This is a genomic window from Ottowia thiooxydans DSM 14619 (assembly GCF_000422885.1).
Classification (GTDB): Bacteria; Pseudomonadota; Gammaproteobacteria; order Burkholderiales; family Burkholderiaceae_C; genus Ottowia; species Ottowia thiooxydans.
The window spans coordinates 151,935-173,806 of record NZ_AUGX01000014.1 but is presented as its reverse complement, the minus strand read 5'-3'; the positions used below and the strand labels follow the sequence as shown (position 1 = coordinate 173,806).

The following is a 21,872-nucleotide window of genomic DNA, read 5'->3' as shown; positions in this document are numbered from 1 at the left end:
GCCATCGTCGAATCCGTCGCGCTGAAAGGCATCTATATATAGATGGCCGTACTATGAAACGGAGGGTTCCAGTGTGAACAGGCCCTAGTCATCGTTCCGAAATGCGAAAGGATCCACCTGCGTGAGCAATTGATCTTCAAAAGTGTCGTGAATAAGCTCGTCAGACCTTACAGAAGAATGTCCCGAGCAAGGAGCCACGATGCCCGACACCCCACGCTTTTCCCCCGTCAATGTTGTTTCTGTTGGTGAGGCCACCATGCTGTTTGTCTCCGGAATTACCGCCGGGACTGCAGCGCCATACGACACAGAAGCCCAGACGCAGATCGTCTTCGACAAGATCCGCGCCCTCCTCCAGTCACACGGAGCAGATTGTCACGACATCCGGAAAATCACCGTCTTTCTTACGGACATCCGGGAGTACGCTCAATTCAGCCAGGTGCGCAACCAAGTGTTCGCGGACATGGAGTTGCCCCCCGCAAGCTCCGCCGTAGAAGCGCGGCTAGGCTCGCCTTCGGTCCGAGTGGAGATAGAAGCCATTGCTGTACGGCGCAACGTCTGAGCAAGCGAAGGAAATTGCCCATGACCACGCTTACCCCTCAATCCGAAGTCGCCTTCCCTGACTTCGTCGCCCAGTCCTGGGACGACATGCTTTCTGCCTGCACCCGCTGCGGCAAATGCGTAGAAGTCTGCCCAGTCGTGCCCTTTGCCCCCGGCATGGCTCAGGCTAACCCCGTGCAAGTAGTGACCGGTGTGCTCGACTTCATGCGTGACTCGACGCCCCTGCCCGACGCGTCTGCCACCTGGATCCGGCAATGCAACGGCTGCGGCGACTGCATCCCCGCCTGCCCGGAGGGTGTCAACCCGCGCAAGATGCTGATGATGAGTTGCTCCAAGGTCGCGGAGGTGCACAACCCCACGCCCCATGTGTTCCGAAAAATGGCGCGCGCCATTCGAATCATGGTGTCGATGCAGCTCGTGCCGGAAAACGTTGCACGCCTGCTCCGGCCTCCTCAGGCCCGCGATGTCGATGTGGTGTTCTATACCGGCTGCAACCCCATCCGCACACCGCACGTGCTGTTCAACGTGATGACCGTGCTGGACCATCTGGACATCGAGTACGAGGTGATGGGAGGGCCTTCCGCCTGCTGTGGCATCGTGTACAGCAAGTGGGAAGGCGATTTGAAGAAAGGTGGCCGCGTTTCGGAGCAAACCTTGCACCGCTTCGGGGAGTTCAAACCACAGAAGGTGCTGAGCTGGTGCCCGTCTTGCCAGATCCACTTGGGCGAGACCATCAAAGGTTACCGCGAGGTGAGTTTCGATTTGGACCACATCACCCAATTTCTGCTGGAGCACGAAGACGATCTCGTCGCCCGCTTCAATACACCGGTCAACAAACGCGTGGTGGTTCATACCCACCATGGCCTGCCCGAAGTAGGACAAGCAGTGCTGCGCCTGCTGCGCTCAATACCGGGCCTGACCATTGTCGAAGAAGCCGAGGAACCCGGGTATATGTGCGGCGCCTCCGGCTCCGATCGGTCCCCCGAGCTCAAGGCCCACGTTCGCAAAGACACCATTGCACTCTGTCAACGTGACGATGTGGACGCGCTCGTGTCGCTGTTTCACGGCTGCCACCTGCAACTGTCGAAGGAGGGTCAAACCCACGGCTTCCAGGTGATTAACTTCACCGAGTTGCTGGTAGCGGCCCTTGGCGAGCAGCCATGTCCCGACACGGTGGAGCCGTTCCGCCAGCTCAACGACTGGCGTGCCATGGTGCTGGAGGCCGGCCCCATGTTGAAAGCGAACGGTATCAATATGGACCCTGAAGAACTTGCCGCGGTGCTGCCCGAGGTGTTCACATCAGCAGAATTTCGGGGCGGGCTCTGCAGCTTTGCACCCCAGTAGCCGAACCTCCGGGGCAGCTACGCTGCCCCGTCAGGTGCGCCCTTCAAGCGAGGGTATACGCACCACGCGCCGCACAATAGCCTTTATGGCAGCACTCGTGCAGGTTGCCCGCAAGCTGTCTCTCGCAGACCGGGCAGCACGTCCGTGGGCTCCAGGCCACGGCTCAGGCGTAGAAGAGCATCGACCGCCACCACCCCATCGGCGCGCGCGATGAGAGGATTGATTTCCAATTCATCGAGGTCTGCGGCTAGCGCACAGGCTGCCTCAGAGATCGACGCAATGGCCTTCACCAGCGCGCCCTCGTTCACCTGCTCGGCGCCACGGAAACCTTCCAGCAACGGCCAGGCTTTGAGGCGCCGCAGCAGGGTTGAGGCGAGCTCAGCGCTCACCGGCAGCGGCGCGTGCACCACATCGCCAAACACCTCTGTCCACACGCCGCCCAGGCCCAGTGTCATCACAAGGCCAAAGACCGGATCGCGCACCACGCCCACCAGCAGTTCTGTGCCTGGCGCCTCCTGCTTCTGCACCAGCAGACCAGCCACCCTTGCCTGGGGTTCTCGCTCAGTCACTCTCTGCAGCACACTGGCACAAGCCGTCTGCACAGCACCGTCGTCGATCAGGTTCAGGCGCACCCCACCTACCTCGGATTTGTGGACGATGTCGGCACTCAGCACCTTCAGCACCACCGGGTAGCCGATGGCGCGCGCGGCCTCCACCGCCGTCGCCGGAGTCAGCGCTACGCGCTCTTCCGCTACGGGCACGCCGAACTCGGCCATCAATCGCTTGGCGCGGTGTTCGTCAATGGTCAGTTCGCCATCGCGGCGGGCCTCTCGAACGATTTCCTTAGCCACCGCAGGCAAGTTCGCGGGCGATGTGGCGCGAGGGCTGCCAGCGTAACGTCTGCGATTCTCGTGCCAATGGGCAAGACTGGCCAACGCGCGCACGGCGCGTGTCGTGTCGTCGAAGACCGGAACGCCGGCGGCCTCGAGCACCTCACGCGAGGCCACCTTGCCGGTGGAAATGGCCGCCACCAGACGACCTGTGGCCTTGGAAACCGCAGCCAGTCCTTCGGACATGCGGTCGATCAGGAAACCCGGCGCATAGATCACAGCGAAATCCACCTCGCCTGATGCGAAGAGCGTTTCAAGTGCCTGCGCTGCAAACTGGTGCCGATTGACGATGTTGCCCGTGAAATCTACCGGGTTGTGCACCATGCCGAAGCGCGGAATACCTTCGCGAAGCGCCTCGCGCACCGGCACACTCAGTTCAGGCAAGTCAATACCCGCCTGCGTAAAGGCATCGGCCAGCAACGCACCGATGGCGCCGGAGATGGTGAGCACAGCCACGCGCGGGCCGCTGGCGCGTTCACGAAAACGCCCCAGATAGGCCACATCTGCGGCATGCAGGATGTCGTGCGCGGACACCACGCACAGCCGCTCGAACATGGCGCGGTACACCGCACCGGAGCCTGCGAGCGCGGCGGTGTGGGACGCCGCCGCGAGCGCGCCCTTCTCCGTTTCGCCTGCCTTGAGCAGGGTCAGCAAACGGCCCTCGTCGCGCATGCGCGTCGCTACGCGCTCAAACCGTGCGCCATCACGCAGCCCTTCGATGTAGCCGACAATGGTCTCGGTGCCAGGGCGATCGGCCAGGTACTCCAGGTATTCTGAAAACTCGACGCAGGCCTCGTTGCCGGTGTTGATCACCACATTGAACCGCACGCCCAACTGGCGGCCGGCAGCGTAAATGGCCGAGCAGATGCTTCCGCTCTGCGTCACCAGCCCGGTATCGCGCGGTGAGGCGGGCGGCTCGACCGTGCGGAAGATGGCTGTGAAGGTGCTGTACGCGTGGCTGTCCAGGTTGCCAAAACCCATGCAGTTCGGGCCTGCAACCACCATACCCAATTCGCGGGCAACGTCAACCAGTTCGGCCTGCAGCGCCAGCCCTTCGCTGTCGTTTGCCTCCGCGAAACCAGCGGCGAACACTACCGCGGCGCGGATGCCGCGCGCGGCAGCCTGGCGCATCACGCCCACCACCTCAGGCGCCGCCACAGCGATCACGATCAGGTCGGCAGGTGCGGGAAGGGAGGCGATGTCAGGGTAGCAAGGCAGCCCTGCGATCTCCGTGTACTTGGGGTTGATGGGGTAGATGGCGCCCTTGAAACCACGTTCTGTGAGCAGGGCCACGGGCATGCCGCCCAGCCGTGTGAGATCGGCGGAGGCGCCGTACACAGCGATCGAGCGCGGATCGACAAGAGGCCGGAGGCGCGCCGCCCCTTCAGATAAGGAAGATGTCATGGAATTGAATTCAGATGGGCTTTGGATCAGAGGCGTGTTCAGCCAGGCCTCGCATGACCTGCCACAGACGAAGGTCGCGCTCGCGCTGCAACTCCAGCGTGGAGCGGCCGCCGTAGTCGTAGAAGCCGCTGCCACTTGCAACGCCCAGTTCGCCACGGGCCACGCGTTCTTGCAGCAATGCCGGGCTCCGGTTGACCGGCGCGTCGACGATGTCTGGATCGGCCAGGTTGCGCAGGCTCAGGTTGAGCCCCGTGTAGTCGTAGCGTTGCATGATGCCCAGGACCTGCATGCGCGGCGCCAAACTGGTGCGCACGGCCACATCGAGTTCGGCGATGGAGATGACGCCCGACTCAATCATGTCAAAGGACTCGCGCCCAAGCGCCCGCAGCAAACGATTAATGACAAAACCAGGGACGAATTTCTCCAGAACCACGGGCGCCTTGCCCAGCGCTCGTAGCAGCGCGACACTTTCCTCGCGAAGTGACTCTGGCACGGGGTCTTGGCAGACGACTTCTACCAGCGGCAGGATGTGGGGCGGCGCGAACCAATGCGCCACCAGCAGCCGAGGTGCCACTGCGGGGGGTGCGAGAGAAAACACATCCAGCGTGGAGGTGTTGCTCCAGACCACGGCGTGCGCGGGCGCTGTGTCAGCCACCTGTGTGTACACGGCGCGCTTGATCTCCCGGTCTTCCGGCACGGCTTCCACGATCAGATCCGCATGAGCGATGCCTTCAGCGATACCGATGCGCGGCGTCACGCGGGCAAGCGTAGCGCGCGCGCTTGCGGGATCACATACCTGCGCATGCACCTTGAGGTTCAAGGCGTCAGCCAGCGAGGCCATCCCGGCGTCCAGCGCGGGCTGCCGCACTTCACAGAGATCGACCTGATATCCGTACTCGGCAAAGACCAGCGCGATGCCCGGCCCCATCACGCCGGCGCCGAGTACCGCAACACGTGCTGAACCCGGCGTGAACCCGCGCCCGTTGAGTGTCAGGCCACCGGGCCTGGGTTGCTCCTGTGGTGCGGTCATGTCAGTACACCACCGCGATCGCTTCGACCTCAAGAAGAAGCTCTGGCCGAGCCAGGGACGATACACCCACCATGGTGCTGGCGGGTGGGCCGTCCGGGCGCAGGAAGCTTGCGCGCACCTCGCGGATAACCCGAGCCTTCTCGGTATCCAGGTCGCGCACGAAGAGCACAGTCTTGACGATATCGTCCGTGGACGCGCCCTGAGCCTGTAGTGCTTGCTGAATATTGAAGTAGACCTGACGCGTCTGCGCGGCCAGATCGCCCTCGCCCACCACGCTACCCGCGTTGTCATAGGCCACCTGCCCTGACACGTAGATCGTCGTCCCGCCCTGAGCGCGGGCGGTATGGGAAAACCCATTCGGCTTCGCAAGCGATGCCGGCTGCTGGAAGCTATTCATCTAAGCGCCTCCTAAAGCGAGTTCTTCATACCCAGGCGCGCAATGGTGCGTGCTTCATCGGCATAGGTTTTCTTCGCCCACTCGGCGTAATCGGCCGGGTTCATGTAGATCGTGGGCTGGTCGTAGCGATCAATCATCTCAACCACCTTCGGATCGGCCAGCCCCGTGCGGAAGGCATCATGCAGAACCTTGACCACGGCAGGGTCCATACCAGCGGGGCCAACGATGCCGAACGGTGAGTCGGAGGCCATATCAAAGCCCACCTCTCTCAGTGTAGGCACCTGAGGCCAGCGTTTGGTGCGCTGGCTGCCATACGTCACAAGCAGGCGCATCTTGCCGCTCTCCACATGCGGCGCCCAACCGGTGGTGTCGGTGCCCACCATCACATGCCCGCCCAGTAGCGCGGGCAGCATGTCGGCGCTGCCCTTGAATGGCACATGAACAATATCAATGCCGGCGCGAGAAGCGAACTCGTCCATGGCCAAGTGAGGGCCAGCGCCGATACCGGTGGAGCCGTAGGTGAGCTTGCCCGGGTTGGCCTTGGCGAAGGCCACGATGTCCTTCACGCTTTTGAATGGCGAGTCGGCACGCACCACCATTCCGAAGGTATAGCCAGTCAGGTTGATGATGTAGGTGAAGTCCTTCAGCGGATCGAAGGTCTGCACGCGCTGCATATGCGGCACACGGAACATGCCCATTGGGCACTGCGTGAGCGTATAGCCGTCGGGGCGGGCCGTACGCATGGTGGGCGCGGTCATGGTGCCGGCGGCACCAGGGCGGTTCTCCACCACCACCGGCTGCCCAAGCACACGGCCGGTCGCATCTGCCAAGGAGCGGAACATCAGATCAGTAGGCCCGGCTGCCGGAAACGGACAGTACAGGGTGATGGGCCTGGCCGGGAAGGTCTGGGCTGCAGCACCCAAGGGCAACGCGCCCAGAGCACCAGTGGCAAGAAGCAGATCACGACGTCGCATGGAAGACTCCTGTAAGTGGGATAGGACACCAGTGACAGCCCGGAGTCCAGAATGCTTTCTTTTAGTTCCGCTAAGCGGAATTTGATGCATCCTTAAATTTAGTTTACAGACGCCAACCCGCGCGGTAAACCGGGTTTTGCCTTGAACCAGGTTGTTTATGCGTCCCGAAAGGTTTCATTCACCGGCGCTTGTTTTCAGTTTTCGGAACGGATGGCTCGCTCCATTCGTGCGGCGGTATCCAGCAGGCGCGGAGCGATCTGCGCCAACCGCTGCGGCGTCATCATGCTGGCCGGCCCGCCACAATTGAGCCCAAAACGCTCCCGGCCGTCACCAGGGTCCAAAGTAACCGCAGCCGCGCCGATATCAGCCCCCGGAAGGGACAACACCACTCCCTGGCGCGCGTAGCTTTCGCGGGCCTGCTGCAGACCAACCTGTCCCTGCTCCCACTCCAGCGGCGCCTCTGCTCGAAGACTGGCGAGCGCTTTTTCGCTCGTGGAATCATCCAGCGAAAACAGAACTGCACGCCCTATGGCGGAGGTCGCCAGGGACAGGCGTGCCCCTACATCCAAACCCAGCGTGAGCGGTGCCCCCGAACGGCAGTGGGTCACGTACACGACCCAACCACCACTGCGTACGGCCAATGAAACGGCGGCCTGGGCCTCATCCGCCAAGGCTTGCATGAACGGCCGCACGATGCGCCCCAACTCAAAGTGCGAAAGCACCCTGAATCCCAGACCCAGCACCGGCAACCCGAGGGCATACATCTCACGCTCGGGTGAATGCTCCAGATAGCCGAGCGTGGTGAGCGTGTACGTCAGACGTGAAACAGTGGCCTTGGGTAAATTGGTGCGGCGTGCAATTTCCTGGTTGGGTAACCACCCGTCGGAGTTCTGGAAGCAGCGCAAGACATCCAGACCGCGCGCCAGGGCACTTACAAAGCGACGATCCTCCTCGGATTCGCTGCGAGGTGTTTTGATCGGTTTAACGGTTCGTCCCAAGGGTATCTTTCTAGTTTCGCTGTGCGGAATATAAATTTAAAGTGGATAGCGCGCAATGGGGCTCTTGGCTATACTGACCCGCCAACTACAACTAAAAAGACAACGATGAAAGCAGTGGTGTGCAGGCAATGGGGACTCCCCGAACTCCTCGTCGTGGACGAGATCTCGCCTCCCGTGCCGGGGCCCGGACAGGTTCTTATCGAGGTACACGCGGCTGGCGTCAACTTTCCCGACACCCTCATCATCCAGCGCAAGTACCAGGTGCAGCCCGAACTGCCCTTCTCGCCTGGTGGCGAGGTAGCGGGCCGTGTGAAGGCGCTGGGGCCTGGCGTCAGCGGCTGGAGCGTAGGCGATCGCGTGGTGGGTAGCGCCACCTTTGGCGGCTTCGCCCAGGAAGCGGTGATCGCGGCCGAGCGCGTCGTGCCTATACCCGAGGGCATGGATTATTCCGTAGCCGCCGCCTTTGTTTTGGCCTACGGCACCACCCTGCACGCACTGAAGGACCGGGGCCGGCTCGCAGCGAACGAAACCCTGCTGGTGCTGGGCGCGGGTGGAGGGGTCGGCATCGCGGCAGTCGAGATCGGCAAGGCCATGGGCGCACGTGTCATCGCCGCTGCATCAGACGCCGGCAAACTCGAACTCTGCACCACCCACGGTGCAGACGCCGTCATCAACTACACGACCGAAGACTTGCGCGAACGCATCAAGGAATTAGCGCCCAACGGCATTGACGTCATTTTCGACCCCGTTGGTGGTGAGCGGTCCGAAGCCGCGTTTCGCTGCATGGCATGGGAGGGACGACATCTGGTGGTGGGATTCGCCGCTGGCGAAGTTCCCCGGTTGGCACTCAACCTGCCGCTGCTCAAGGGTGCGTCGATTGTTGGCGTGTACTGGGGCAACTTCCTGCGTCGCGACGCCGAAACCACGCGGGCGCACATGAGAGATCTCTTCGCGCTGTACGCCTCAGGCTCCGTACACCCCCCCGTCACACGCAGCTACCGCATGGAAGAAGCCGGCCAGGCCCTGCGGGACGTCATGGAACGCCGCGTCAAGGGCAAGGTCGTCATCCTGACGCGCTGACATCAACCCCAGGAGCAACACCGTGCATCGCCTGAGTGAAGATATCTCGTCGCGCAAGCTGGAGGCCCTGGTGGCTTATCTGGAGTGCAAGACGCTCAACGCCGCCGCCGACGCACTCAACACCAGCGCCGTGAGCGTGCACCGCGCACTGCACTCCCTGGAAGACAGTGTGCGCTGCTCGCTATTTCGCCACGAGGGCCGGGGCCTGGTGCCCACAGAGGCCGCTCACACGCTGGCCGGCGTGGCCCGGGACGTACTCAGCAGGCTGGATCGGGGCATTGAGGCTACGCGCATTGCTGCCGGCTACGCGTCTGATCGGCTGAAAATAGGCTCGCTCTATTCCCTCACGAGTCATGTGCTACCCGAGCTCATCAAGTCCATGAATCAGCGCCGGCCCAACCTGCAGTGTGAGCTGATCCTGGGCAAGTCCCGCCACGAACTTCTGCCCCGCTTGAAACAGGGGCAGATCGACGCGGTGTTCGCCGAGATACTTCCCGGCGACTCGGACCTGGTGTCGCTGCCCATGTTTGAGGACGAGCCCTATTTCGCCGCCCCGCTGAGCTCGCCGCTCGCCGTGCACGAGACCATCGTACTCTCAGAGCACGTGGGCGAGAAGGTGGTTACTTTGGCCGAGGGGCCCTTCTCCGCAGTCCAACTGGCAGAGCGATTCAAGAATTTTCACCCATCCGTGGTGATGGAAGTACAGGACATCTTCACTCAAATGAACCTGGTTTCTAGCGGAGTAGCCTGCGCAGTGGTTCCCGGCCGCATCCGTGCGATGTATCAGCACCTGGTGCGGTTCATTCCGTTTGCTGAAAGCGAGGGCGCTAGCCAGACCATGGGATTGAGCATCATGAAAGCGCGCGAGCGCGACCCCAATCTGCTGGTCCTGACCTCGGTGGCGCGCATCTTCGTCAGGGAACGCGAGACTCGGCTGCCAAGCGTTTAAATCAAAACGGCGCGCGCCAGTTCATCGCTGAACGTAGCCCCTTTCGCAGCCGAAGGGCAACACCATACGGCTCCTATAGGCGGTCTAAAACACCCGCTCAAGCCAGCGCAGGATCGCTTGCACCAAAGGCGGCCTTGAGCTTCTCCGGGGCGCCGTCCCATGCCGAAGCATCATCTGGCGGTACGCCTTTGGCGGAAATTGGGCGCCATACAGATGCGTACTTGGCGTTGAACAGGGCCCAGCCACGCATGCCGTCGTCGACGTCGGGGCGAATCGCCCCGACCGGGCATTCGGGCGTGCACACACCACAGTCGATGCAGACCTCCGGGTTGATGACGAGCATCGTGTCCCCTTCGTGGAAACAATCGACGGGGCAGACGGCGACGCAGTCCATGTATTTGCATCGGATGCAGTTTTCGGTGACAACGTAGGCCATGGCAGAGCTTGGTAATTGGAAAGCCCTGAAGTTACCGACCTCGCCCGTTCCAAACAAACACAGCGCAGCGGTGTCTTTCCGCTTTGTGCAACGTTGGCCGCAGCGCACTTTACGTCAGCCCAGAATGAACAAAACCTCCGTTTTACAGGAGGCTTTGTCAGCGCGCTCAAACAGCCCGCAGGCTGCTTGATTGCAAAGGGGAAGCTACAGCGCTTACGCCGCTACTTCCTTGGCCACATTCGCATACTCTTCGATCTGATCGAAGTTCATATAGCGATAGACACTTGCCTTGTCTGCATCGATCACGCCCATTTCCTTGAGGTATTCCTCTTTGGTAGGCAGCTTGCCGATACGCGAAGCAATGGCAGCCAACTCGGCCGAGCCCAGATACACATTCGTGTTCTTGCCCAGACGGTTAGGGAAGTTACGGGTGCTGGTGGAAATCACCGTGGCGCCCTCACGCACTTGAGCCTGGTTACCCATGCACAGCGAGCAACCGGGGGATTCCGTGCGCGCACCTGCGGTACCAAAGGCAGAGTAATGCCCTTCCTTGATCAGCTCATCCTGGTCCATCTTGGTAGGCGGTGCCACCCACAGCTTGACCGGAATGTCCCGCTGGCCGCCCAACAGCTTGGCAGCTGCACGGAAATGGCCGATGTTGGTCATGCAAGAGCCGATGAAGGCTTCGTCGATCTTGGTACCGGCCACTTCTGACAGGAACTTCGCGTCATCAGGATCGTTGGGGCAGCAAACGATCGGCTCCTTGATGTCAGCCAGATCGATCTCGATCACTTCGGCGTACTCGGCATCCTTATCAGCTTCCAGCAGATCAGGTTTGGCGAGCCAGGCTTCCACTTTTTCGATGCGGCGTATCAAGGTTTTTGCGTCTGCATAGCCTTGGGCGATCATGTTCTTCATCAGAACGACGTTCGACTGCAGGTACTCCATGACTGGCTCTTTGTTGAGCTTGATCGTGCAGCCAGCAGCCGAGCGCTCAGCGGATGCATCTGACAACTCGAACGCTTGCTCAACCTTCAGATCTGGCAGGCCTTCGATCTCGAGAATGCGCCCAGAGAAGGCATTGATCTTGCCGGCCTTGGCTACGGTGAGCAAGCCTTTTTTGATGGCGTACAGAGGAATCGCGTGCACCAGATCACGCAAAGTGACGCCCGGTTGCAACTCGCCTTTGAAGCGCACCAGAATGGATTCGGGCATATCCAGTGGCATCACGCCAGTGGCTGCACCGAAGGCCACGAGGCCGGAACCAGCAGGGAAGGAAATGCCGATGGGGAAACGAGTATGCGAATCGCCGCCGGTACCCACGGTATCAGGGAGCAGCAAACGGTTGAGCCATGAGTGGATCACGCCATCGCCCGGACGCAGCGCCACGCCGCCCCGGTTGCTCATGAAGGCAGGAAGTTCACGGTGGGTTTTCACGTCCACTGGCTTTGGATACGCGGAGGTATGGCAGAACGATTGCATCACCATATCGGCGGAGAAGCCGAGGCAGGCCAGGTCTTTCAGCTCGTCACGCGTCATGGGACCAGTGGTGTCCTGGCTTCCTACGGTGGTCATGCGTGGCTCGCAGTACGTGCCCGGACGAACGCCCTGTCCTTCTGGCAGGCCACATGCGCGGCCAACCATTTTCTGAGCAACCGTGAAACCGGCTTTGGATTGAGCAGGTGCTACGGACAGACGGAACACGTTCGAGGCCGGAAGCCCCAAGGTCTCACGAGCCTTGGCTGTCAGCGAGCGGCCGATGATGAGGTTGATGCGGCCGCCGGCCTGCACTTCATCCAAAAGCAGATCGTTTTTGAGCTGGAAATCTGCGACCTTCTGGCCGTCCCGCTCGATCCTGCCTTCATAGGGGAAGATGTCCAGCACGTCGCCCATGTTGAAGTTGGTGACGTCCACCTCGATCGGCAACGCACCGGAATCCTCTTGCGTGTTGAAGAAGATAGGAGCGATTTTGCCACCCAGTGTGACACCGCCGAAACGCTTGTTTGGCACAAACGGAATGTCTACACCTGTCGCCCAAATCGTGCTGTTGGTAGCTGATTTACGGCTGGAACCGGTGCCGACCACATCGCCGACATAAGCCACCAGATGGCCTTTTTTCTTCAGGTCTTCGATGAACTTCATCGGGCCGCGCTTGCCATCTTCTTCTGGCACGAAGGCCGCGTCAGAACGAGTGTTCTTCAGCATGGCCAGGTAGTGCAGCGGGATGTCAGGGCGGCTCCAGGCATCAGGTGCAGGTGAAAGATCGTCGGTATTGGTTTCGCCGGGGACCTTGAACACCGTGACGGTGATCTTTTTAGCCACTTCAGGTCGGCTGGTGAACCACTCAGCATCAGCCCAGCTCTGCATGACTTCCTTGGCCTTGACATTGCCTGCCTTGACCTTGATAGCGACGTCGTTGAAGAAATCGAACATCAGCAGCGTCTTCTTCAGCGCATCCGCTGCCACGCCGGCCACTTCAGGGTCGTCCAGCAATTCGATCAACGGGTGTACGTTGTAGCCGCCGACCATTGTGCCGAGCAACTGCGTAGCTTTGGCCTTGCTGATAAGGGCAACTTGCAAATCGCCATGGGCCACGGCCGCCAGGAAGCTGGCTTTGACTTTAGCGGCGTCATCTACTCCCGGCGGAATGCGGTGCGTCAGCAAGTCGAGAAGGAAAGCATCTTCGCCTGCTGGCGGGTTCTTGATGAGTTCGATCAAATCTGCAGTTTGCTTGGCATCCAGCGGGAGCGGAGGAATACCAAGGGCAGCGCGTTCAGCAACGTGGGTACGGTAGTTATTTAACATTTTTTCTCCTGAAACTTGACTATTCACAACACTCGCCAATGCGGACGCATTTTTCGTGCCTTACTTTTTCGGGTCGTCCAACAGGCCGGGGGTTTTATTGACTTTCATGTGCTCGGCGACGAGGCGCTGAGCGTCCGTGGCGCATTCATCAGCCACTCGCTGGCCGGCTCGCTGATCCATCAGCATGGATTTGTTGCCCAACTGGAGCCACATGGCACCCGCACGGCCATCTTCCAGACGAATAGCGCCTGTGCGGCTTTCGACCGGGTACATGTAGTAACGACGCTTGCCAGTGCTGATATAGAAGAAACCACGGTTGGCTTCATCCGCTTTCACGGTGACGTCGGCGCCAAGCTCACACTGGATCTTGCCGGTATGAATAACGTCGGCAATGGCCAATTCCGCTTCTGTCAGGCGGCTGGAAAGAGGCACCACAGGGGTGTTGGCTTCCACCGCCTTAGCCGTTTTCACAGGTACCCGAGGTTTGGGAGCGGCTTTCTTGACTGGGGCTTTTTTCGCGGCCGGAGCCGCCTTCGTGGCTGCCGGCTTCTTGGCATTGTTGGCCGTTTGCGCCTGAACGACACCACTCGGCAGCGACAAGGCAGCAGTCAACGTAGCGAGGGCAATGAGCTTAATGGTCATGGGTAAGCCACCTTCTGGGTAAAAGCGAAAGAATACGAGAGGGAAATGACATTCAGACGCGGGTGCGTCACACGGTCAAAGTTCAAAACCATGGCATCACCTCCGAGGGAAGCGCTCGGCCAGTACCGTGTGCTCGTTCCAGCACATGCCAGAAATGCCGATAACTGGCACGGTCATGCAATGCACCGGCATAGCTGATGGGAGCCCAATCGGCTTTAACGGCTGCCAGCAAAATGGCAGCGGCCGTTTCTATCTGCCTTTCATCCGGGGCAAAGGCCTCCAGAATGGGGCGAATTTGGCTAGGGTGAATACTCCACATGCGGGTATAGCCAAACTCGCGCGCCGCGCGCCGCGCGGCTGTCTGCATGGCCTGCACATCATTGAATTCGGTCACCACACAATGCGAGGGAACCTTGCCAGATGCGTGTGCGGCCGAAGCAATTTCAAGTTTGGCACGCAATACCAGTGGATGCGTAAACTGGCCTTCAATGCCCATGCCATCTGCGGGAATCGCGCCTGCATGGGCAGACACAAAATCCATCAAACCGAAACTGAGCGATTGAACGCGCGGATGGGCTGCGATTTCAAAAGCACGGTGCACAGCCGCTGGCGACTCAATCAACACCTGTAAGGGCAGGCCGGCAGGATAGGCCGACAAAAGGGCTTTTTCTGCGAGCTCAACATCATTCACTGACTCCACCTTGGGAATCATGATGTGAGAAAGCCGGCCACCCGCCCTGCCAGCGATTTGCGCGATATCAGCTTCGAATGAGGGGTGATCGACCGGGTGCACCCGAACCCCGACCCTTGCATCCGCAGGGGCCGCGAGGGCCAGTTCAGTGACCAGCGCGGCATGTTCGGTCTCGCCACCCACCGGAGCACCATCTTCGCAATCGAGCGTGACATCGAAGACGCAGGTTCCGAACTCCTGAGTCATTTCAGCCTGCAGCTGCAGGCTCTTGCGCATACGCGCTTCGACGCCGCTGTAATGGTCACAAACCGGCAGCATGCCAGCTGTGGCTTGAGCGCCGAGAAGAATATCGCGAGGATGCTGCATGGTGGGAGGTGTGAAAAAGCGATTGGAGGGCTGATGCGCAGAGAGATTTCTCTTCCTTGTAGCAACATGCTCTAAGCACAGGCTTTTTTTCTTATCTGCGCCGCCGCCCTCCCCCCAAACCCGGCCTCACTCTCACCCCAAAAAAGGAGAGAGTGAGCCAAGTTGCATCAAAGCAGATGCTTGACGCCGTCTTTCTCGCCTTCGAGCTCTTCCAAGGTTTTGTTGATGCGCTCTTGGCTGAAAGCATCGATTGGCAGGCCTTCGATGATTTTGTATTCGCCGTTCTCGCAAGTCACGGGGAAGCCAAAAATCGTATCCTGAGGAATGCCATACCAGCCCTGCGATGGAATACCCATCGTGACCCACTCGCCATTGGTTCCCAGTGCCCAATCACGCATGTGATCGATAGCGGCATTGGCAGCGGAGGCAGCTGAGGACAAGCCACGTGCATCAATGATGGCGGCGCCACGCTTGCCGACGGTGGGCAGGAACACGTTGGCGTTCCACTCTTGATCGTTGATCATGTCCTTGACGGCTTCGCCATCAATGGTGGCAAAGCGGTAGTCAGCGTACATGGTGGGCGAGTGGTTGCCCCAAACTGTAAGCTTCCCGATAGCGGCCACAGGCTTGCCTGTTTTCGCTGCCACTTGGCTCAGAGCGCGGTTGTGGTCCAGACGCAGCATGGCGGTGAAGTTCTTAGCAGGCAGGCTAGGAGCGGATTTCATCGCGATGTAGGCGTTAGTGTTAGCAGGGTTGCCCACCACCAGCACCTTGACGTTGCGGCTGGCCACTTTGTCGAGCGCTTTGCCCTGTGCAGTGAAAATCTGCGCGTTGGCAGCCAGCAAATCGGCGCGCTCCATGCCAGGACCGCGAGGACGAGCACCCACCAGCAGTGCGTAATCGATATCCTTGAAGGCGGTCATGGGATCGCTGTGCGCTTCCATACCCACCAGCAGTGGGAATGCGCAATCTTGCAACTCCATCATCACGCCTGTAAGCGCCTTTTGCGCTTTTTCATCAGGGATTTCGAGCAACTGGAGGATGACCGGCTGATCCTTGCCCAGCATTTCGCCGGAAGCAATGCGAAACAGCAGGGCGTAACCAATTTGACCGGCGGCGCCGGTAACGGCGACGCGAACAGGCTTCTTGCTCATCGAAAAAACTCCAGTTGGTATTGAGAAAACGGTAACGGCCTATACGCCCCGATGCGGTCAAACCGCAAGCCAAGGAGCATGGCGATTAACCTGGGAGTGTATCCGGGAAATCCCCATACGGTCAATTTGTCTTGTGTCTTATATAAGATATGATTGCCCTGCCCCGACGGCGGCCAGGGAACCCGTGAAAAACTGGGGGTCCCCATGAAGGGCGCGCTTTTTCATTTCCTGCTTTCGCGCCGAAGACATCTACCCACCTATGGCCACCCCCGCCTTTTCTCTCTCAGATTCCGAGCCGCCGTTCTCTCCCGGCTTGCCCTCGGGTGGTGGAACCCCTGCATTCAGTCCGCTTTATCAGCAAATCAAGGGTTTGATCCTGCGCAGCCTGCAACAGGGCGAGTGGAAGCCTGGTGAGGTCATCCCCAGCGAATTCGACCTTGCAGCACGTTTTCGCGTCAGCCAGGGAACGGTACGCAAAGCCGTGGATGAACTGGCTTCTGAGAACTTACTGATGCGTCGGCAGGGCCGCGGCACGTTCGTGGCCACGCATGCCGAGCAGCACGTGCAGTACCGTTTCCTTCGCCTGGAGCCTGACAGCGGCACCACAGACAGCGAAGGCCCGGCCCAACGAGAAATCATTGAATGCAAGCGCCTGCGGGCAAGCGCTGAAATTGCGCGTGCGCTGGCATTGCGCACTGGAGACCCTGTTCTTCAGGCACGGCGCGTACTGACCTTCACCGGCGTTCCCACCATTTGCGAAGACCTCTGGCTTCCTGGCGGCCCATTCAAAGGCTTGACCGCCGAACGACTGGCTGCCTATCACGGCCCCATGTACGCGCTCTTTGAAGCTGAATTTGGAGTGCGCATGGTGCGCGCCGACGAGAAAATTAGGGCCGTTTTGCCGGATACAGCGCAAGCAGATTTGCTGGGAGTCACTCCGGCGACACCACTGCTCAGCGTAGAGCGTATTGCCTACACTTACAACGACGTTCCCATGGAGCTTCGCCGCGGCTTGTACCGCACTGATACGCACTACTATCGCAACCATCTCAGTTGAGTCTGCTGCATTGCAATAGAATTTACAAAATTTGCCCGCGAACTACGACCTTGTCGTTACACATTGAAGAAAGATCTCCCATGAGCGAAGTTGCCAAGAAACGGCCTGAGTTCCGCAACATCAACATCACCGACATAACCACCTACCGCATGCCGCCGGCGGCCATCGTGTCGATCCTTCACCGGATCAGTGGTGCCCTGATGTTCCTGTTGTTGCCGTTCATCATCTGGCTGTTCGACAAATCGGTTTCTTCGGAAGTTTCTTTTGGTCAGTTCACTGCGGCCTTCACCACCGGACTGTGGTTTTTCCCCGGCTGGTTCATCAAGTTGGTCGTGCTCGCGCTCATCTGGGCCTATCTGCACCACCTGATCGCAGGCTTGCGTCACCTCTACATGGATGCCACGCATAAGTTGAGCAAGGAATTTGGTAGAAGCACGGCCCTCACGACCCTGGTCCTGAGCGTGGCGCTCACCGTGATCTTGGGTGCCAAGCTGTTTGGTTTGTATTGAGAAGAAGGGGAAAGAAAATGGCAGTGAACTACGGTTCCAAGCGTCTTGTCGTAGGCGCGCACTATGGTCTGCGTGATTGGCTAAGCCAACGTTTCACAGGCGCGCTGATGGCCGTCTTCACCTTGATCGTGCTGGTCCAGGTGCTGGTCAACAAAGGCCCAATGGGCTATGACAAATGGGCGGGCATTTTTTCCTCGCAATGGATGAAGGTGTTGACGTTCTCCGTCATCGTGGGATTGGCCTGGCACGCCTGGGTTGGTATCCGCAACGTCTTTATGGATTACGTCAAACCAGTTGGTCTCAAACTGTTTCTGGACACCCTGACGCTTGTCTGGCTGGTGGGCTGCGCAGGATGGGCCGTGCAGGTGCTGTGGCGCCTCTGAGTTGCCGTTGATCTACTTGAAACGACATAAGAATTGAATCCACGATCATGAGTTATACAAAAGAGCAAGTAACCACTCGCAAGTTCGATGTGGTGATCGTTGGCGCAGGCGGATCTGGCATGCGCGCATCTCTACAACTGGCGCGTGCTGGCTTGAACGTTGCCGTGCTGTCAAAAGTCTTCCCAACCCGTTCGCACACGGTAGCTGCCCAAGGCGGCGTGGGCGCATCGCTCGGCAATATGAGCGAAGACAATTGGCACTATCACTTCTACGACACCATCAAGGGCAGTGATTGGCTGGGCGACCAGGATGCCATCGAATTCATGTGCCGCGAAGCACCCAAGGTGGTTTACGACCTTGAACACATGGGCATGCCGTTTGACCGCAATGCAGACGGCACCATCTACCAACGTCCATTCGGCGGCCACACAGCCAACTACGGCGAAAAGCCCGTGCAACGTGCCTGCGCTGCTGCAGACCGCACTGGCCACGCCATGTTGCACACCCTGTACCAACAGAACGTGAAAGCCAAGACCACCTTCTTCGTTGAATGGATGGCACTTGATCTGGTTCGCGACGACCAGGGCGATGTGGTGGGAGTCACTGCCCTCGAAATGGAAACGGGCGAGCTGTACGTGCTGCATGCCAAGACCGTCATGCTCGCCACTGGCGGCGCCGGACGCATCTTTGGCGCCAGTACCAACGCCTTCATCAACACAGGCGACGGCTTGGGAATGGCAGCCCGTTCGGGCATCCCTCTCCAAGACATGGAGTTCTGGCAGTTTCACCCCACCGGCGTTGCCGGTGCCGGCGTGTTGCTGACCGAGGGCTGCCGCGGAGAAGGCGCCATTTTGCTGAACAGCAACGGCGAGCGCTTCATGGAGCGTTACGCGCCTACGTTGAAAGACTTGGCTCCACGCGACTTCGTCTCCCGCTCCATGGATCAGGAGATCAAGGAAGGACGAGGCTGCGGTCCTAACAAGGACTACATCCTGCTCAAGCTGGATCACCTGGGTGCGGAAACCATCCATAAGCGCCTGCCCTCCGTGTATGAGATCGGCGTCAACTTCGCTAACGTCGACATCACCAAGGAACCTATTCCTGTGGTGCCCACCATCCACTACCAGATGGGCGGTATCCCGACGAACATCCACGGCCAGGTGGTTATGCCCACCGCGACGGATCCCAATGTGCCGGTGAACGGCCTCTACGCCGTAGGCGAATGCTCCTGCGTGAGCGTGCACGGTGCCAACCGCCTGGGCACAAACTCGCTGCTCGATCTGCTGGTATTCGGCAAAGCCGCCGGTAACCACATCATTGAGTTCAGCAAAAACACCACGCACAAAGATCTGCCGGCCAACGCTGCAGACGCTTCGCTTGAGCGCCTCAACCGCCTCGACAATGCGAACAACGGCGAATACTCCCAAACCGTCGCCAACGATATCCGCTCCGCCATGCAATTGCATGCGGGTGTGTTCCGCACGCAAGCCAGCATGGATGAAGGTGTCGTCAAGATTGCTGCCTTGCGCGAGCGCGCCAAGGGCATCGGTTTGCAAGACAACTCCAAAGTGTTCAATACAGCGCGCATCGAAGCACTGGAAGTTGAGAACTTGATCGAAGTTGCTCAGGCCACCATGGTCTCAGCCGCTGCACGCAAGGAATGCCGCGGCGCCCACACGGTGCTCGACTACGAACACCCCGCGGACCACCCTACCGCCCCACTTGGCCGCGACGACGCCAACTGGATGAAACACACGCTGTGGCATTCGGAAAACAACAGCCTGAGCTACAAGCCCGTGCGCATGCAACCGCTCACGGTCGAATCTGTGCCGCCTAAAGTGCGCACGTTCTAAGCAAAGAACAGAGGACTAGACGATGGAAAAACGCACATTCAAGATCTACCGGTACGATCCCGATAAAGATACCAAGCCCTACATGCAAACCATCGAGATCGAACTCGAAGGCCATGAGCGCATGTTGCTTGACGCACTGGTCAAGCTGAAAGAACAGGACCCTACCCTGTCGTTCCGCCGCTCCTGCCGTGAGGGTGTTTGTGGCTCGGATGCCATGAACATCAACGGCAAGAATGGCTTGGCGTGCCTGACCAATATGCGCACGCTCAAAGGCACGATCGTGCTCAAGCCCCTGCCCGGCCTGCCTGTGGTGCGGGATCTGATCGTCGACATGACGCTGTTCTTCAAACAGTACGATTCGATCAAGCCTTACCTCATCAACGAGGCGATCCCGCCCGAAAAAGAGCGCTTGCAGTCGCCTGAAGAGCGTGAAGAGCTGAACGGCCTTTACGAGTGCATTCTGTGCGCCAGCTGCTCCACTTCGTGCCCTAGCTTCTGGTGGAACCCTGACAAATTCGTAGGCCCAGCCGGTCTGCTGCAGGCTTACCGGTTCATCGCCGACAGCCGTGACCAAGCCACCGGTGAACGTCTCGACAACCTGGACGACCCCTATCGTCTGTTCCGCTGCACTTCGATCATGAACTGTGTCGATGTATGCCCCAAAGGCTTGAATCCAACCAAAGCCATTGGGAAGATCAAGGAATTGATGGTTCGTCGCGCTGCCTAAGAAATGAGTACCGACTGCATTGATGAACGTGCTCTGAGCAAGTTACGCTGGCGCTGCCGGCGTGGCTTGCTGGAGAATGATCTATTCATAGAGAAGTTCTTCGCCAGCCATGAGTCGTGCGTCACTCAATCACAGGCGCACGGTTTAACGCAGCTGATGGATCTTGCTGACAACGATTTGCTTGATCTGCTTCTGCGGCGGACCGAACCCAAAGATGACCTGGACACACCGGAAGTGCGCGAAGTATTGCAAGCCATGCGCCACTGAACGAACCGGTATTCGCAGCCATTCCAACTGATTTCAACCGCCAACTCATCAGGAATTAATCGATGAAAATTGCCGACAACAAAGCCACCCTGTCGTTCTCGAACGGCAGCCACGGAGTCGAACTGCCAATCTACGAGGGCACTATTGGGCCAGATGTCATTGACATCCGTAAGCTCTACGCTCAGACCGGCATGTTCACGTACGACCCTGGGTTCATGTCCACAGCGGCCTGCGAGTCGGCCATTACCTACATCGATGGCGACAAGGGCGAGTTGCTCTACCGCGGCTACCCGATTGAACAGCTGGCTGAAAAGTGCGACTACCTCGACACCTGTCATCTGCTGCTCAAAGGCGAATTGCCCAACACCACTGAGCGTGATGATTTCCACAAGCTCGTGATGAACCACACCATGGTTCATGAGCAGATGCAATTCTTCCTGCGTGGTTTCCGTCGTGATGCTCACCCCATGGCCGTATTGACCGGTTTGGTGGGTGGTATGTCCGCCTTCTATCACGACAGCACCGACATCCACAACCCCGAGCATCGCGATATCGCGGCTATCCGCCTGATCGCCAAAATGCCGACTCTGGTGGCCATGGCCTATAAGTACGGCGTTGGACAGCCATTCATGTACCCGCAGAACGATCTGTCATACGCAGGCAACTTCCTGCGCATGATGTTCGGCACACCTTGCGAAGAGTACAAGGTCAGCCCAGTGCTGGAAAAAGCGCTTGATCGCATTTTCATCTTGCACGCTGATCACGAGCAGAATGCCTCCACTTCTACTGTTCGCTTGTGCGGCAGCTCCGGAACCAACCCCTTCGCAGCCATTGCCGCAGGTGTGGCCTGCCTGTGGGGCCCTGCTCACGGTGGCGCCAACGAAGCCGCACTGACCATGCTGGAAGACATCCAGAAAATGGGTGGCGTAGCCAAAGTCGGCGAATTCGTAGCCAAGGTCAAAGACAAGAACTCGAACGTCAAACTGATGGGCTTCGGGCACCGCGTCTACAAAAACTACGATCCACGCGCCAAGCTCATGCAAGAAACCTGCGATGAGGTTCTGGCTGAACTGGGCCTGGAAAACGACCCGCTGTTCGCCTTGGCTAAAGCCTTGGAGAAAATTGCCCTGGAAGACGACTACTTCGTGCAGCGCAAGCTCTACCCGAACGTTGACTTCTATTCCGGCATCGTTCAGCGCGCCATCGGCATTCCAGTGAAGCTGTTCACCGGTATCTTCGCCCTCGCCCGCACCGTAGGCTGGATCGCCCAGCTTAACGAGATGATTGGTGATGCTGATTACAAAATCGGTCGCCCACGTCAGCTCTACACCGGCCCCGTGCGCCGCGACATCGCATAA

At 59.3% G+C, this 21,872-nt stretch carries 21 protein-coding genes; 11 read left to right on the top strand and 10 right to left on the bottom strand.

Translation table 11 applies throughout. The features are described from left to right. The first annotated feature begins 199 nt into the window (after positions 1-199). Together G518_RS0114145 and G518_RS0114140 are read left to right on the top strand one after the other, a co-directional pair. Positions 200-559 carry a RidA family protein gene (locus G518_RS0114145; RefSeq protein WP_028603111.1) on the top strand — a complete coding sequence of 120 codons (360 nt, stop codon included), beginning with the start codon at positions 200-202 and terminating at the stop codon, positions 557-559. A gap of 20 nt (positions 560-579) precedes the next feature. After that, on the top strand, positions 580-1,902 hold the full coding sequence (locus tag G518_RS0114140) for a (Fe-S)-binding protein (protein ID WP_028603110.1): 1,323 nt from the start codon (positions 580-582) through the stop codon (positions 1,900-1,902). 83 nt (positions 1,903-1,985) lie between these two features. Here the strand turns inward: G518_RS0114140 and G518_RS35165 are convergent, their stop codons facing one another. The 5 genes from G518_RS35165 to G518_RS0114115 all read right to left on the bottom strand — a co-directional run bounded on the left by G518_RS35165 (position 1,986) and on the right by G518_RS0114115 (position 7,595). Next, on the bottom strand, positions 1,986-4,196 hold the full coding sequence (locus tag G518_RS35165; RefSeq protein ID WP_084651811.1) for an acetate--CoA ligase family protein: 2,211 nt from the start codon (positions 4,194-4,196) through the stop codon (positions 1,986-1,988). A 10-nt stretch (positions 4,197-4,206) separates the two neighbouring features. Next, on the bottom strand, positions 4,207-5,226 hold the full coding sequence (locus G518_RS0114130; protein WP_028603109.1) for a 3-hydroxyacyl-CoA dehydrogenase family protein: 1,020 nt from the start codon (positions 5,224-5,226) through the stop codon (positions 4,207-4,209). 1 nt (position 5,227) lies between these two features. Continuing rightward, positions 5,228-5,623 (bottom strand): RidA family protein, encoded by a 396-nt coding sequence (locus tag G518_RS0114125; protein WP_028603108.1) that lies wholly within the window; start codon positions 5,621-5,623, stop codon positions 5,228-5,230. Between the two features lie 11 nt (positions 5,624-5,634). Next, a complete protein-coding gene (locus G518_RS0114120) occupies positions 5,635-6,597 on the bottom strand; it encodes a Bug family tripartite tricarboxylate transporter substrate binding protein (RefSeq protein WP_028603107.1) in 963 nt (320 codons plus the stop codon). A 194-nt stretch (positions 6,598-6,791) separates the two neighbouring features. Then, the gene (locus tag G518_RS0114115) at positions 6,792-7,595 is read right to left on the bottom strand and encodes an IclR family transcriptional regulator (RefSeq protein WP_051236658.1); all 804 of its coding nucleotides are present in this window, start codon (positions 7,593-7,595) and stop codon (positions 6,792-6,794) included. A 105-nt stretch (positions 7,596-7,700) separates the two neighbouring features. On the opposite strand from G518_RS0114115, the gene G518_RS0114110 reads away from it, so the two are divergent. Together G518_RS0114110 and G518_RS0114105 are read left to right on the top strand one after the other, a co-directional pair. Beyond that, positions 7,701-8,675, top strand: coding sequence for an NADPH:quinone oxidoreductase family protein (locus G518_RS0114110; RefSeq protein WP_028603105.1), 975 nt, complete (start codon positions 7,701-7,703; stop codon positions 8,673-8,675). Positions 8,676-8,697: 22 nt separating this feature from the next. Continuing rightward, on the top strand, positions 8,698-9,624 hold the full coding sequence (locus G518_RS0114105) for a LysR family transcriptional regulator (RefSeq protein ID WP_028603104.1): 927 nt from the start codon (positions 8,698-8,700) through the stop codon (positions 9,622-9,624). A 97-nt stretch (positions 9,625-9,721) separates the two neighbouring features. Here the strand turns inward: G518_RS0114105 and fdxA are convergent, their stop codons facing one another. The 5 genes from fdxA to G518_RS0114080 all read right to left on the bottom strand — a co-directional run bounded on the left by fdxA (position 9,722) and on the right by G518_RS0114080 (position 15,718). Beyond that, a complete protein-coding gene (gene fdxA / locus G518_RS0114100) occupies positions 9,722-10,060 on the bottom strand; it encodes a ferredoxin FdxA (RefSeq protein ID WP_028603103.1) in 339 nt (112 codons plus the stop codon). A gap of 213 nt (positions 10,061-10,273) precedes the next feature. Further along, positions 10,274-12,865: a bifunctional aconitate hydratase 2/2-methylisocitrate dehydratase gene (acnB, locus tag G518_RS0114095; RefSeq protein ID WP_028603102.1), complete on the bottom strand. Its 2,592-nt coding sequence runs from the start codon at positions 12,863-12,865 to the stop codon at positions 10,274-10,276. 60 nt (positions 12,866-12,925) lie between these two features. Continuing rightward, positions 12,926-13,507 carry a hypothetical protein gene (locus G518_RS0114090; RefSeq protein WP_156909393.1) on the bottom strand — a complete coding sequence of 194 codons (582 nt, stop codon included), beginning with the start codon at positions 13,505-13,507 and terminating at the stop codon, positions 12,926-12,928. A gap of 82 nt (positions 13,508-13,589) precedes the next feature. Next, positions 13,590-14,564, bottom strand: a complete 975-nt coding sequence (locus G518_RS0114085) for an HpcH/HpaI aldolase/citrate lyase family protein (RefSeq protein WP_028603100.1) — start codon at positions 14,562-14,564, stop codon at positions 13,590-13,592. A gap of 167 nt (positions 14,565-14,731) precedes the next feature. Further along, positions 14,732-15,718 (bottom strand): malate dehydrogenase, encoded by a 987-nt coding sequence (locus G518_RS0114080; protein ID WP_028603099.1) that lies wholly within the window; start codon positions 15,716-15,718, stop codon positions 14,732-14,734. Between the two features lie 259 nt (positions 15,719-15,977). Here G518_RS0114080 and G518_RS0114075 point away from each other — a divergent pair, with 259 nt between their 5' ends. The 7 genes from G518_RS0114075 (at position 15,978) to G518_RS0114045 (ending at position 21,872) form a co-directional block, all read left to right on the top strand. Then, a complete protein-coding gene (locus G518_RS0114075) occupies positions 15,978-16,775 on the top strand; it encodes a GntR family transcriptional regulator (RefSeq protein ID WP_028603098.1) in 798 nt (265 codons plus the stop codon). Between the two features lie 80 nt (positions 16,776-16,855). Then, positions 16,856-17,284 (top strand): succinate dehydrogenase, cytochrome b556 subunit, encoded by a 429-nt coding sequence (gene sdhC, locus G518_RS0114070; protein WP_028603097.1) that lies wholly within the window; start codon positions 16,856-16,858, stop codon positions 17,282-17,284. A gap of 17 nt (positions 17,285-17,301) precedes the next feature. Next, positions 17,302-17,667: a succinate dehydrogenase, hydrophobic membrane anchor protein gene (gene sdhD / locus G518_RS0114065; protein WP_028603096.1), complete on the top strand. Its 366-nt coding sequence runs from the start codon at positions 17,302-17,304 to the stop codon at positions 17,665-17,667. 47 nt (positions 17,668-17,714) lie between these two features. Then, entirely contained in the window at positions 17,715-19,520 is a 1,806-nt protein-coding gene (gene sdhA, locus G518_RS0114060) for a succinate dehydrogenase flavoprotein subunit (RefSeq protein ID WP_028603095.1), read from the top strand. 22 nt (positions 19,521-19,542) lie between these two features. After that, positions 19,543-20,247, top strand: a complete 705-nt coding sequence (locus G518_RS0114055; protein WP_028603094.1) for a succinate dehydrogenase iron-sulfur subunit — start codon at positions 19,543-19,545, stop codon at positions 20,245-20,247. Between the two features lie 3 nt (positions 20,248-20,250). Beyond that, positions 20,251-20,514 (top strand): FAD assembly factor SdhE, encoded by a 264-nt coding sequence (locus G518_RS0114050; RefSeq protein WP_028603093.1) that lies wholly within the window; start codon positions 20,251-20,253, stop codon positions 20,512-20,514. A gap of 62 nt (positions 20,515-20,576) precedes the next feature. Next, complete coding sequence (locus G518_RS0114045; protein WP_028603092.1) at positions 20,577-21,872, top strand: citrate synthase; 1,296 nt, start codon at positions 20,577-20,579, stop codon at positions 21,870-21,872.